The organism is Streptomyces marokkonensis (genome assembly GCF_039539045.1).
GTDB classification, from domain to species: domain Bacteria; phylum Actinomycetota; class Actinomycetes; order Streptomycetales; family Streptomycetaceae; genus Streptomyces; species Streptomyces marokkonensis.
In genome coordinates this window covers 1-13035 of the sequence record NZ_BAABCQ010000203.1, presented here as the reverse complement: position 1 = coordinate 13035, position 13035 = coordinate 1, and the positions used below count along the sequence as shown (strand labels likewise).

Genomic DNA, 13035 nt, shown 5'->3' with positions numbered 1-13035 from the left:
CTTATGTCCGTTTCGCCTTGCCGTTGGGCACTAAAAGGGCGTTGCCTCGCCGTGATGAGCGAGTGTACTTTGCATACACCTGGAAAGATCGACCCGGGGGCTTCTGGACTTAATCGCATGTGCGGGAGATGCTGTGCCTCCCTTCCCCGCTTCCTTCGTGTCGGCTGCCTGAGGTGGTCTATTCATTGCGAAATCAGTCGAGGTGCACACTGGTGATTGCCGAACCGTCGGAATTCTCGGCTGCGCGGGAGAACGAGTACGACGAAGAAGTGGCAGGCCGCGACCCGCTGGGCGCCGACGCCGTCCTCATCCACCTGCCCGAGGTGAACGAACGCGGCGACCTGACCTGGCTGAAGGAGCAGGCGCGCGCGCTCGCCGCCGCGAGCGTGGACGTGTCCACGGCGGTGGACGCGTGCGCAGGACTGCGGGATCTGGGCTTCCTGGTGGCGTCCGCCGTCAGACACGCACCCGAACTCGACATCTCACCCCTGGAACCGGCACTCCTGCGGCTCGGCGCCCTCGCCGGGGAAGTCCCGCGCGACACCGTGTACAGCTACAGCACCCGTAACCCGAGGGGCGTACGCCGTCGCAGCTTCACCGGGACCGCCGAGGAGGAACTGTTCATCGACAGCGTCGCCCAAGCGAGCGCCCGGCTCAACGACGCCGTCCAGCACCTCGCCGACGTCCTGCACGCCGACCGGACCGCGCCCGCGAACACCGACGGGGCCGACGGTCCGACGGTCACGGCCCTGCGCACCGCGCGCAGCAGCGTCAAGGTGCTCCAGGCCAACCTGCTGAGGGTCAAACGGCATGTGACACCGCAGTTCTTCTCGAGCCGGCTCCGTCCCTACTTCCCCACCTTCACTGTCGGCGGGCAGGCGTATGCCGCACCAGGGGGCGCGCAGATGCCCCTGCTGGCCGTCGATGTCATGCTCTTCGCCCATGCGGCGGGCGACAGCGAAGCCGGTGCGTGGCACCAGACCTACCTGGAGGAGAACCTCCGCTACCTGCCCCCCGCTCACCGGGCGGTCTGCGACGCCGCCCGCGCACGCGCCGCATCGGGCGCGGGCGGCCGGACGCTGGCCGGGCTCGCGGTGGAGACGGGTAATCAGGACGACTTCATCGGCCTGCTTCAGGACGTGCTGCGGTTCCGGTATCCGCATCGGCAGCTCGCCAGGAACAACATGCTGGTGAGACCGGATGGTTCGCTGGGCAGCGGCGGATACACCGATGGCGTGCTCGACAGGATCATCGAGCTGAACAAGGACGTCCTGTACCCGATGGAAGGTGGACGGTGAGCACAGCGCCCGAGACTGCGACCCACTTCCGGCCGGTGCCCGTGGGATTGCTCAGGGGACGCCGACCGGCCGTCCCCGGCCCCGCCGTGCCGGCCGGAACCGGGGTGGAGGTGCGTCACCCCACCCGTCTGAACGCGATGGCCCTCGACCCCAGCAAGATCGTCGGCACGGCGGCGGCCGACGACGGCGAGCCGCGTGGCTCGGGCCATCCCGCGGGAGAACTCTTCGTCGTGTGCGATCTCTTCCGCACCGCGCGGGTGGAGATCGTGCCCGGCAGCGACGAGGTGACGACCACCGGGCACTGCTCCCGGCCGGTCCTCGCACGGCACGCGGCCTCCGTCATGAGGGAACTCCTCGGCATTACCGACGGACTGCTCGTGCACACCGAAGGGGTCGACCTGCCGCCCCACGTCGGTCTGGGCAGCAGCAGCGCGACCATGGCCTCGGTGGCGGTCGCGATCAACGAACTCTACGGACGCCCCGTCGAGGCACGGCGGTTGATTCGCTTCCTGGTGGACAACCACGGTGAGGAGATCGACGGCCGGAGCGACAGTCTCATGCCGGTCCAGTGCATCGGTGGCTCCGCGGCCGCCGGACTGATACCGGGCTCGGTGCAGGTCGTGGCGGGGAACGCCGTACCGCTGCTCTCCGCCGGCCTGCCGGCGGACTACCGCATCGTGCTCGCGATGCCTGCGGACCCCACCGAATGGGACGCGCAGCAAAGCCTCCAGGAGGAGGCCCGCCATTTCGACGACTTCCTGCGCACCGGACGGCGCCATGCCCCGGACATCGCCTACCGGCTGATCCACCAGGCGTGGCCGGCACTCCTCGAAGGGGAGGTACGGGAGTTCGGGAAGCTGGTCTTCGACTACCGCTTCCGCATGGGAAGCATCAAGAACTGTTCCTTCTCCCATCCCCGGCTCCTGGAGTTCGCCGATGCCATCGAGCCGGCCTTCACGAACGGCGCCGCCGATGTCCTCGGACTGTCCTCGGTCGGGCCCCTGTTCTTCGCCGTCACACGCACCGAGCAGAAGGTCACCGAGTTGTTCCGGGACGCGGGACTGCGGACGTTCGCCGCACGGCCATGGTCTGAGGGGTACAGCGTTGTCAAATCCTGGTGAGACCCGGCGGGGCGGCCGCCGGCCGGCCCCGCCCGCCGACTACTGGAACGCACCCGCCGTGGTCCGGACCTTCGGTGACGCCCCGGCCCCCGGCTACCTCGACACCCTCGTGCCCGTCGCGTCCGGCGGCAGCACGCTCGCCGCGGACATAGGGTGCGGGGCCGGGCGCAATCTCTCGCTGCTCGCCCGGCGCGGATACCGTGTAGTGGCGGTCGATCTTCACGAGGCCATGCTGACGGAGGCGCGCCGTCGACGGCGTGACGACGTCACCTACCTCCAGGCGGACGTGACCCGGCTTCCCTTCGCCCAGGCATCCGTGGGTTTCCTGGTGTGCCACGGTGTGCTGCACAACCTGCCGAGCCGTGACGCGGTGGGTGCCGCGCTGGCCGAACTGCGCAGGGTGGCCCTGCCTTCGGCAAGGGTATCGCTGAACGTGTTCAGCTCCAGCTATCTGGACCCGGCCCTGGAGCGCGTCGGCCCGGACACCTTCGTCCTCGGCAACGGGCAGCAGATGACGCTCCTGGAACCCGGGGAGCTGGCGCGCCTGTGTGTGCGGACCGGCTGGCACCTGGCCGACGGACCCCATCAGTACCTGCGTGGCGGAGACCCCGGTCAACGATCTGTCTGGCGAGTGGCATTGGAGCCGTCCTGTGACCGGTAGTCCCCTCCTCTCTCTCACGGAGGTCGATCTCGGCTCTCTCGCCGACCTCGTGGTCAGCCCCCGTCGGCTGCTCGACGCTCTGGGCGGCGAGCGGATCACCGTGCGCGTGGGAGATCACCGTCTCGCGGTGAGCAGCAACGACCCCGCGCAGCTCGACTATCTCCAGACCCTGTTCGTCCCCTCCAGCCGCCTGTGGGCCGTCGAGGCGTCCCCGGGGCCGCCTCCGGTGCGGGCGGCGGTGGGGTTGCGCGTGGGCGAAGACCGCCTCCGTGCGCTGGTCGGTGCCCTCGAAGCGCGATCGCACGCGAAGACGTCCGTCCGCATGCACGTCAACGCCCCCGCCGTCCAGCACTCGATGGCCGACGGAGTGAAGTGGACCTGCGCGGAGGGAACCAGCAGTGTGGACGGGCCCGTACTGGTCGTGCACTCGGACAGGGGCCTGGTCTGCCTGAGCACGGACCACGCCTACGGCCACCTGGACTTCGCACGCCAACTCCGCGAATACGGTTACCGTCGGGCGGAGGACGACGCCTGGGTGGGCTTTCACGCCTCGTGCGCGGAGCTGCCCGGTGGTGGCGGAGCCTTGATCGTCGGCCGGTCGACGGCCGGCAAGTCGACCCTCGCGCTGTCCCTCGCCATGGCGCGGGGCGGCGGCTTCGTGGCCAACGACCGGGTCGTTGTCCGGGCCGACTCCGGACCGGACCCCAGGCTGACGGGGATCGGCATGCCCGTCCCGATCCGGGTCAACGGGGGAACGGTGAAGGCCCTCGGGCTGGTGGAGGCCGTCGGCTGGACGCTGCTGCGTCCGCAGCCCGACTACCGGAACAGTGACTGGGACCGGTTCGGCGGGCATTCCAAACTGAACGTCCTGCCCGCGGAGTGGCGCGACAGGACCCGAACCCGGCTGGTGGACGAGGTGGACCTGCGGGTCGTCATCCTGCCCCGGGCCCGGTCCGCCAGGGTGGGGCTGCGCATAACGCCGGCCGATCCCGCGGAGGTCGCCGACGTGGTCACCGAGCAGTGCATGGCCCCCGACGACGAGGTGTTCGTCGAGGACTGGCTCACCTTGCGGCAGACCGCCGCCGACGAACTGCGCCGCAACGCCGTCCGCACGGTCCGGCACCTCACCCGGCTGCCCGCTCTCTCCGTCGAATTCGGACCGGGCACGTCCCTGCCGGAGCTGGGCGCCGAACTCGCGGAAGTGGCCCGGTCCGTATGGCGATGAACACGCTTCGCCGCATGGGGGGCATGAGTGGCAACAGGGTCGTCTCGCTGGGACGTCCCGCGGTGGCCAAGATCTACGCGTCGCGGTGGCGGCAGCACACCGAGACGGGGGCCCTGCGACTCGTTCGCCCCCAACGCGTCGCCCCGCGTCTGCTCGCCGCGGGCACGCTGCGAGGACGCCCCGTTTCACTGATGACCAGGGTGGGCGGGGGCCCCGGGGACGGCGGCGCCTCCGTGCGGGAGGCCGTCGACCTGCTGCACCGGGTGCACCGGGTCCCCGTGGCGGACAGGCCCGCCGGACGGATCTCCGCTCCCGGCACCTCCCCCTCGTGGCCGGCGTACCTCGAGTCGAGAATCCTGGCCTACCGCGACGTGTTCGCCCAGCGGGGCCTTCGTGAACCGGCGACAGCCTGTGCCACCGTGTCAGATCTGCTCAACCGACTGCCGGACCGGCCGTCGGCCCTGCTGCACAACGATCCCAACCCGTCGAACTTCGTCGGCCGAGGACCACGGTTGCGGTTGGTCGACTGGGAACTCGCGGTCGCGGGCGACCCCCTGCTGGACCTCGTCCGCCTCTGCTGGGAATGGCAGGTGCCCGCCGACGCCTGGCTCGAACTGACCGGCAGGGACTACGACCACCCGCACGTACGCGCCTACCGGGCCGTGCACGGACTGAGCCGGCTCATGGCCGCGGTCTGCGCCCCCTCCACCGGCCGTTCGGCCCTCGGGGAGCGCTGCGCGCGGGAACTGTCCGTCCTCGGACACCTTCCGCGCCTCTATGTGCTTCCACCGCCCACCACCACGCGCACGGACCGGACGGCGCGAGGCGGAGCACCTTCGCCGACCCGATCACGTGGAGACCACTTGTCCTCTCACACATCCCACCCCCTCCAGTACCTGCTGCGGCACACCGTGCCCGGTGCCGTTCTGGAGGACGAGCCGGTGCCCACACGGAAGGGGCTGTCCAACGAGGGCTGGCGGCTGGCGACTGATCACGGGACCTTCATGGTCAAGCTCAACGACGCCCCTGGGGCGGCACAGGAGCACTTCGCGCGGGCGGCCGACGCGTCCCGTCTGCTGCGGGAGCGGGGCCTGGCCGTCCCCCAGGTGTTCGCCTACGGCTCCACTGACACACTTGAGTGGCCGACGGCCGACGCGGAGCCCCGGGCCTACCTGGTCCAGGAATGGCTGGACGGCCAGGACGCCGAGGACTACCTGAGGACGGCCTCGAAGCCCCAGGCCGATCAGCTCTTCCACCGTCTCGGAGCCCTGGTCGGCGCGGTCCACGACATTCCCTTCGCCTGCGGCATCGAGCCCGCGCACGCCGCGGACGTCGGTGCTCTCTACCGTGCCAAGCTCGCCACCCTGCTGGAGCGGAACCGGGCGTGCGGCATTCTTCCCGAGGACGAACTGGCTCTCGTCGGCGACCTGGTGACCCGCATGCACGCTCTGCGCGAGACGAGCACGAGCGCCCGGATGACCCATCATGACCTGCACCTTCCCAATGTGTTGGTGCGCCCCGACGCGTCAGTGGCGCTCATCGATCTCGATTTCATGCGCCCCGGCGACCCTGTGGAAGACTTCGTGAAACTGGAGCTCTGGGCGTTCGGAGAGCCGGCGCACCGCAGCTCGTTCCTCGCCGGTTACCGGGAGGGGCACACCGGACCGTGCCCGCCCGACGCGGAGCTGAGACTGCACACCTACCAGATCCTCAACGCGCTCTCCTACGTCGACTTCTTCAGCCTCCGCGATCCCAAGGAAGCCGACGAATGGACGAAAACACTCCGACAACTGTGCGACGGCGCGCGCGAGAGGATCTCCGTGACCCGGGACGGGGGAAGAGCGTGAAGAATTTCACTGGCGCACCGGAAGAACTGTCCCGGGAGGCACGTCTCGTTCTGTATTTGTCGCGCCCCCGGATGACGGCCCAGGACGTGCAGGTTTGCCGCGACCTGTTGGAGAACGAGACGGCGGAGACGGACTGGGGGCGGCTGGTGGACTTCGCCGGCCGGAACAAGATTCTGCCCCTGGTCGGCTTCAACTTGTCGCGTCATCAGTTGTTCCACAAGCAGGACGGCACCCTGGACATGCCGTACCACTATCTTTTCACCTCGGTCTACCTGACCCACCGTGCGCGCAACCGTGCGCTCGTCGACGAACTGGGCCGCGTACTGAGCCGCATCGAGAGCTCAGGCAGCCGTTACGCCGTCCGGAAGGGTCCGGTCGTGCTCCACGACGTCTATCCGGATCTGGGCACGCGCCGGATGACGGACCTCGACCTCCTGGTGCACTCCGACGACCTCGAAGCCGTTCGGGCAGCGCTACTGGCGTGCGGATACCGCCAGGGGCGCGTTTCCTCGGACGGAAAGAAGGTGGAACCCTTCGCCCGCCGCACACAGATCTTCTGGCGCATGAACCTGAACAACGAGCTTCCCTATATTCGTCTCGCGGAACGGGACGACCTGACCGCTTTCACCTTTGACCTCTGCAAGGACATCGGAAATCGGGAAGCCAACGGGACATCGCGAACCGAGGCGCTTCTGGAGCGTGCGACGAGCGACGAATTCTGTGGGGTGACCGGGCGGCGACTCGCCTGGGACGACCACCTGATGGATCTCTGTCTGCACCTGTTCAAGGAAGCCACCACTCTCTATTACATCGAAAATCAGGCCGACTTGCAGTTGCAGAAGTTCGTCGACATCGCGGGCAGCCTGCCGCGACGATCGGAGACCGAACGGTGGGAGAGGCTCGTCGCACGGGCGGAAGAGTTCGAAGCGAAGGCGGAGGTCTACTTCGCTCTCTCCTACACCGAGGTGCTCTTCCCCAGCACGGTCCCCGCCGGGACGCTGGATCGCCTGCGGCCGCAGAACCTTGAGTACCTGGACCAGTACGGGGCGTCCGACGGCACCCCGGTCGCGTGGAACCGTCCTTTCGTGCAGCGCCTTTTCAGTACCGGGCGGCGCAGCGAGGTTTCCGTCCGCAGCAAGGTTCCCCGCACATGAACGGGACGGAACAGGACCTCGCGCGCACCGGCGGAAGAGGAGCGGACGTCGCCCCGACGCGCAAACTCTTCCTGTTCGACTGCTACGACACCCTTGTCCTGGAGCGCACCCCTGGCAGCGCGCCCGCCCCGGCCGCGCTCTTCGCGCACCACCTGGGCGTCACGGAGACGACGGCGAAGAGGATTCTGTACCCGATCCTGTCCGCGGCCTTCCGGCCGAGCAGCGTCCAGGAGGCGACAACGGACCTGCTCGGACGCGGCCTGCGGCGACAGGGGCTGGAGCAGCACCTGGACCGCGCCCGGGACGCGCTGTGGTGGGCGATGGGGAACGGCGATGGCCGGCACATCGCCGCACCGGACTGCGCCGAGGTCCTGCGGCACATCAAGAAGGCCGGACACGAGGTCCGGCTCATCTCCAATTGCGTGCTGGAGCCGGAGGGAATGCACCGTCTGCTCACCGGACTTGGACTGTCGGAGTTCATCGACCGGGCGTACTACTCCAGCGAAGGACTGGGCAGGAAGCCCGATCTCGCCTTCTTCTCCCGAGCGGCGGCCGGGCAATGGGACACCGTGGTGATGGTCGGTGACTCGGAGCCCCTGGACATGGCGCCGGCGAGAACCCTGGGCATGCGGACGGTGCAGGTGGACCCCGGGCGTCCCGGCTGGGACGAAGTGCTGCGCCTCGCATGACGCGCGGACGCGTGGAGGCCACCGAAGACGACACACAGCGACAAGCCAGGAGGATCGGCCGAGTGGTCGCCCGACCCGAATCATTCGTTTCCGCGCCCCCGTGCGACGGCCGAGGCGGCTGCGACCACGGCGGCCTGCCCAGGGACGTCGACCGGCTCCAAGCCGTCCTGTTCGACTGGGACGGCACCCTGGTGGACAGCCATAACCTCAATTACCGCGGTCTGGCCTCTGCTTGTGCCGAATGGGGGCTGACCATGGACAGCGACTTCTATCTCGACCGCGTCGGTGCCTCCGGCGCGGAACTCATCACCGAACTCGCCACTCGCGCCGACCTCACGGTGCCGGTGGAGCGGATAGACGCCACGGCCCAGGTGAACATCCTCGCCGGTGTGCGGCAGTTGCGGATCCACCGTCCGGTCGTCCGGCTGGCCGAGGAACTGGGCCGGCGGCTTCCCCTGGCCGTCGTCTCCGCGGGCCCACGGCGATCCGTGCACGCGGGTCTCAAGGCCATGGCTCTCCGTCACCACTTCGGCCTCGTGGTGACGGGAGAGGACGCGGCCAGAGGGAAGCCCGAACCCGATCTGTTCATCTTCGCTGCGAAGAAGCTCGGAGCCGAACCGGGCGGCTGCCTGGTCTACGAGGATTCACCCGCAGGGATCGCGGCGGCCGAGGCCGCCGGCATGCGCGTGGTCGATGTCCGGTGCTTCCGCGGCCGTCAGCCGGGTGAGCCCGCACGGGAGAAGAGGTGAACGGCATGACCACTGGCCCACTCCCGCAGCTCCTGCACTCCGCCATGGAGGCCACCGCCGCGCGGCAGCCGGACTCGGCGGCGGTGTACGACACCGAGGGTGTCTGGACGTACGCCGAACTGGACGCCGCGAGCCGTCGCTACGCGGCTCATCTCGCCTCGGCCGGGGTACGGGCGGGTGACCGTGTCCTGATCCGCGCGGTGGCCGAACGCTGGGTGTTGGCGGCGGTCTACGCGTGCTCCCGCATCGGTGCGGCAGCGGTGCCGCTCAGCCCGGACCTGAGGCCGGCCCAATGGGAGGCGATCACGGCGGACGCGGAGCCCGCGGCGGTCCTCACCCGTCCGCCGGCCGCGGCAGACCCCGCGCACCCGCGGCTCATCGACGCCGTTGACCCGACGTCCGCGGTCGTGTTCCTCTACACCTCCGGCAGTACGGCCGCTCCCAAGGCGGTGGTGTGTCCGCACCGCCAGGTGTTGTTCGCGGCCCGGACCATCGCGGCGACGCTCGGCTACCGCGCCGACGACGTCATCCTGTGCCGGCTGCCGCTCTCCTTCGACTACGGCCTGTACCAGGCGTTCATGGCCGCGATCACGGGAGCCTCGCTGGTCCTGCGCGGGCCGGGACAGGACAGCGGCCTGCTGGCCGCCGTGCGCGAGCACGCGGTCACCGTCGTGCCGGTGGTGCCCTCGCTCGCCGCCGTGCTGAACCAACTGGGCCGCCGAGGGCCGGCCCCTGGTGTCCGGCTTCTCACCAACACAGGCCAGGAACTGACCCCCCACCACATCGAGGGCCTGCGTCGGACCTTCCCGGCCGCCTCGGTCCGGCTCATGTACGGAACCACCGAGTGCAAGCGCGTCACCGTCGCGGAGCCCGACAGCGACCTCGTGGCGCCGGGATCGGTCGGCGGGCCCCTGCCCGGTACCACGGTCCGGGTGGAGGATCCCGACGGTCGCCCGGTACCGCTCGGCGAGGAGGGACACATCGTCGTCGGGGGCCCGCACCTCATGGACGGCTACTGGAAGGACGAAGCGCTGACCGAGCAGACCTATCGGCGCGCCGCGTCCACGGGGGAACGCGTCCTGTACACCGGCGACTACGGCCATCTCGACGCGGACGGCAATCTGTACCTCCACGGCCGCCGCGACGACCTGTTCAAGTCACGCGGGGTACGGACCAGCGTCGCGGAGATCGAGGCGGCGGCGCTCGGGGTCCCCGACGTGACCGACGCCGCGGTTGTGCCGCCCCGGGACGGCCACGAGGCCGTCCTCTTCGCCGTCACCACCTTGCCGCCCGACGAGGTGAGACGCCGACTGCACGAACGTCTGGAGGCCGCGAAGGTGCCCGCGGTCTGCAGGGTCCTGCCCGAGCTGCCGCTCGGCGGCAACGGCAAGACCGACCGGACCGCTCTGCGGGCCCTGGTGGAACTCAACGGAAGGACGGACCGCCGTGGCTGACGTGTCGGACCTGGTGCGGCGCTACGGGAGCCCGCTCTACGTCTACGAGCTGGACCGTGTCGAGCAAGCGTGCGCCGACCTCCGCGCCGCGCTGCCCGCACCCTCGACCCTGTACTACTCGTTGAAGGCCAACTCCCATCCGGCGGTGGTGGAGTGCCTCCGCGGGGCCGGCTGCCGGGCGGAGGTGAGTTCCACCGGCGAACTGGGGGTCGCGCTCGACGCGGGCTTCGCCGCCGCGGACTGCCTGTACACCGGCCCGGGGAAGACCGACGAGGAGATGGCCTTCGCCCTCGCCCGGGGCGTCCGGCGTTTCTCGGCCGAGTCGGTGGGCGAGCTGCACCGCCTCGGCCGGGCGGCTACGGCCACGGGGACGGAGGCAACCGTGTTGCTGAGGATCAACGGGGCAGCCGTCGGCGCCACTGGCTTGCGCATGACCGGCGTGGCCTCCCAGTTCGGGGTGGACGAGGAGGAGGTACGGGCCGACCCCGCCGCCTTCACCGGCGTCCCGGGCACCCGTCTCAGCGGCGTACATCTCTTTCCCATCAGCAATGCCCGTGACGAAGACAGCCTCATCGCCTCGCTGCGGGCCGGAGTCTCCCTCGCCGCGCGGCTGCGGGACGAGGCCGGTCTACCGATGAACGTGGTCGATCTGGGTGGTGGATTCGCCGCTCCCTATGCCCGGCCGGGGACCAGACCCTCCTATCCGCGGCTGCGCGACGCCCTGCGGTCCGCCCTCGACGCCGAGCTGCCCGGATGGCGCACAGGGGATGTCGAGATCGCTTTCGAGTCCGGCCGTCACCTCGTGGGTGAGAGCGGCCGGCTTGCCGCCACGGTGCAGGAGGTCAAAAGCAGCCGGGGCCAGACCTTCGTGGTGCTGGACGCCGGCGTCAACCACCTCGGCGGCTTGAGCGGGCTGGGACGGCTGGCCCTCGCCGGCGCCACACCCGACCCGGACGACGGCGACACGGCACCGGCCACCGTCGTCGGCCCGCTCTGCACCCCGGCGGACGTTCTCGGCCGCAGCGTGCGGGTCCCCGCCGTCGAAGTCGGCCGGACCCTGGTCTTCTCCAACACGGGAGCGTACGGCCTCAACGCCAGTCTCGTGGCGTTCCTGGGGCGTCCCGCCCCGGCCGAGGTCGTGGTACGCGGGACGGATGTTGTCTCGGCGACACGGCTCCGGTTGACACATGAACCGATCACCGAGGATGCCGTGGCATCGGAGCGCGCATGACCGGACCCGTGGCGATCGCCACAGAGTTGGAACCCCTGCTTGCCCAGCACGCCGGACAGGCGGACACCGAGGGAGCGTTCCCGCTGAGCAGCGTGCAGGCGCTGCGCGATGCGGGCCTCTTCGGGCTGCTGGTCCCCGTCGAGTACGGCGGCATGGGTCGCGACCTCGGAGACCTGGTCGAAGTGGCGGCGGTCCTGGCCGGGGGCTGCCTCTCCACCGCGATGATCTGGGCGATGCACTGCCAGCAAGTGGACACCGTCGTCCGGCACGCTGGAGAGCAACTGCGCGCCGAACTCCTGCCCCGTATCGCCGAGGACGGCTACTACCTGGCGTCGGTCACGACCGAGCCTTCCAAGGGCGGCCACCTGCTGAGCGCTTCGGCCGCGCTGCACAGCGAAGACACGGACCTACTGATCCGGCGCAGCGCACCGGTGGTCACTGGCGGCGAGTACGCTGACGGATTCCTGGTCACCATGCGGGCCGGTCCGGACGCGCCGCCGAACCAGGTCAGCCTCGTCCACCTCCACCGTGAACAAGTCGAGGCGCGGGTCGTCAGCGACTGGAACGCCATGGGAATGCGCGGCACCCGCAGCGTCGGGATGGAGCTCTCCGGAACGACCGCTGGCCATCAGCTGATCGGTAGCCCCGGAGCGTTTCGCGAGGTCGCCGTCGACAGCATGATCCCCGCAGGTCACCTGGCCTGGTCCGGATGCTGGCTGGGGGCGGCGCGGGGTGCGCTGGACGGGCTGGTCGCACTGCTCCGGTCCCGAGAGCGGCCGAAGGGCATCGACGTGACCAGCGACCTGGTCCGTCACCGCTTGGCGCGCGCACGCGTTGACCTGGACCTGTGCGGCGCGCAACTGCTCCGCGTCCGCGACGAGGTGCTGGGGAGACGGCGCGCCGGGGTATCACTGGCCGATCGGTCCTTCCAGATCCGGCTGGACACCCTGAAGGTCGCGTGCTCAGAACTGACCTTCTCGGCGGTGGACCGGCTTGTCCAGCTGAGCGGCATGACGACCGGGTACCGGTGCGACTCCCACGTGCCGCTGGAACGGCACCTGCGGGACCTGCGCTCGGCCAGTCTCAACTATTCCAACGACCGGCTGCTCGGCGCCATCGGCACGATGACGCTGTTGGACGGCTCAGGACAGCTGACCTGAGCGCCGTTGGCACCCCGCGGCGAGCGAGCTCTGCCGCGAACCTGTGTTCCTCACTCCCACTAGCAGAAAGGTCAACATGATGGCGGAACAGCCGTGGCCTCAGTCCTTCGAGCAAATCCTGCGTGCCCATCTCACGTTTCTGCCCGCCGACGAACCCGTCGTCCCGGAACTGCCCCTCGTGGACCGCGGTTTGGACTCCTTGGCGACCGTGAGTCTGCTCCTGGATCTGGAGGAAGCCTTCGCCCTGACCATCCCCGACGAACTGCTGACGGCGAAGACATTCGCAACACCGGCCGACCTCTGGTCGGTGATCGACTCGCTCGTGGCTGCGAAGCCGTCCAGTTCACAACCCATCGACGGCGACGCCCACTTGTACGACCGCCACGGCCACGGGGGCATTGAATGAGTGGGTTCCAGGGGAAAGGAGCGCCCACGACTGAACCCGT

At 69.6% G+C, this 13035-nt stretch carries 12 protein-coding genes; all 12 read left to right on the top strand.

Translation table 11 applies throughout. The features are described 5' to 3' along the window. Positions 1–212: 212 nt before the first annotated feature. The 12 genes from ABEA26_RS32055 (at position 213) to ABEA26_RS32000 (ending at position 12995) form a co-directional block, all read left to right on the top strand. Positions 213–1298, top strand: a complete 1086-nt coding sequence (locus ABEA26_RS32055; protein ID WP_345597087.1) for a monodechloroaminopyrrolnitrin synthase PrnB family protein — start codon at positions 213–215, stop codon at positions 1296–1298. Further along, a complete protein-coding gene (locus ABEA26_RS32050) occupies positions 1295–2419 on the top strand; it encodes a GHMP family kinase ATP-binding protein (protein ID WP_345597085.1) in 1125 nt (374 codons plus the stop codon). Before ABEA26_RS32055 ends, ABEA26_RS32050 begins: the two co-directional genes overlap by 4 nt. Then, the gene (locus ABEA26_RS32045; protein WP_345597083.1) at positions 2403–3080 is read left to right on the top strand and encodes a class I SAM-dependent methyltransferase; all 678 of its coding nucleotides are present in this window, start codon (positions 2403–2405) and stop codon (positions 3078–3080) included. The genes ABEA26_RS32050 and ABEA26_RS32045 overlap by 17 nt, the downstream gene beginning before the upstream one ends. Beyond that, positions 3070–4305 (top strand): hypothetical protein, encoded by a 1236-nt coding sequence (locus tag ABEA26_RS32040; protein ID WP_345597081.1) that lies wholly within the window; start codon positions 3070–3072, stop codon positions 4303–4305. Before ABEA26_RS32045 ends, ABEA26_RS32040 begins: the two co-directional genes overlap by 11 nt. A 23-nt stretch (positions 4306–4328) precedes the next feature. Continuing rightward, positions 4329–6152 (top strand): phosphotransferase, encoded by a 1824-nt coding sequence (locus tag ABEA26_RS32035; RefSeq protein ID WP_345597079.1) that lies wholly within the window; start codon positions 4329–4331, stop codon positions 6150–6152. Beyond that, a complete protein-coding gene (locus ABEA26_RS32030) occupies positions 6149–7306 on the top strand; it encodes a nucleotidyltransferase domain-containing protein (RefSeq protein WP_345597077.1) in 1158 nt (385 codons plus the stop codon). The genes ABEA26_RS32035 and ABEA26_RS32030 overlap by 4 nt, the downstream gene beginning before the upstream one ends. Further along, positions 7303–7995 carry an HAD family hydrolase gene (locus ABEA26_RS32025; RefSeq protein ID WP_345597075.1) on the top strand — a complete coding sequence of 231 codons (693 nt, stop codon included), beginning with the start codon at positions 7303–7305 and terminating at the stop codon, positions 7993–7995. The genes ABEA26_RS32030 and ABEA26_RS32025 overlap by 4 nt, the downstream gene beginning before the upstream one ends. Before the next feature lie 62 nt (positions 7996–8057). Further along, positions 8058–8744 carry an HAD family hydrolase gene (locus ABEA26_RS32020; RefSeq protein WP_345597073.1) on the top strand — a complete coding sequence of 229 codons (687 nt, stop codon included), beginning with the start codon at positions 8058–8060 and terminating at the stop codon, positions 8742–8744. A 5-nt stretch (positions 8745–8749) separates the two neighbouring features. Next, a complete protein-coding gene (locus ABEA26_RS32015; protein ID WP_345597071.1) occupies positions 8750–10198 on the top strand; it encodes a class I adenylate-forming enzyme family protein in 1449 nt (482 codons plus the stop codon). After that, the gene (locus ABEA26_RS32010) at positions 10191–11429 is read left to right on the top strand and encodes a type III PLP-dependent enzyme domain-containing protein (RefSeq protein ID WP_345597069.1); all 1239 of its coding nucleotides are present in this window, start codon (positions 10191–10193) and stop codon (positions 11427–11429) included. Before ABEA26_RS32015 ends, ABEA26_RS32010 begins: the two co-directional genes overlap by 8 nt. Next, entirely contained in the window at positions 11426–12589 is a 1164-nt protein-coding gene (locus ABEA26_RS32005) for an acyl-CoA dehydrogenase family protein (protein WP_345597067.1), read from the top strand. The genes ABEA26_RS32010 and ABEA26_RS32005 overlap by 4 nt, the downstream gene beginning before the upstream one ends. Positions 12590–12665: 76 nt before the next feature. Further along, entirely contained in the window at positions 12666–12995 is a 330-nt protein-coding gene (locus ABEA26_RS32000) for a phosphopantetheine-binding protein (RefSeq protein WP_345597066.1), read from the top strand. Positions 12996–13035: the final 40 nt, after the last annotated feature.

What these genes read in the sequence shown, in the direction of transcription:
- ABEA26_RS32035 (WP_345597079.1), top strand. Translation starts at nt 4,329, where the DNA reads ATGAGTGGCAACAGGGTCGTCTCGCTGGGACGTCCCGCGGTGGCCAAG.
- ABEA26_RS32000 (WP_345597066.1), top strand. Translation starts at nt 12,666, where the DNA reads ATGATGGCGGAACAGCCGTGGCCTCAGTCCTTCGAGCAAATCCTGCGT.
- ABEA26_RS32025 (WP_345597075.1), top strand. Translation starts at nt 7,303, where the DNA reads ATGAACGGGACGGAACAGGACCTCGCGCGCACCGGCGGAAGAGGAGCG.
- ABEA26_RS32005 (WP_345597067.1), top strand. Translation starts at nt 11,426, where the DNA reads ATGACCGGACCCGTGGCGATCGCCACAGAGTTGGAACCCCTGCTTGCC.
- ABEA26_RS32015 (WP_345597071.1), top strand. Translation starts at nt 8,750, where the DNA reads ATGACCACTGGCCCACTCCCGCAGCTCCTGCACTCCGCCATGGAGGCC.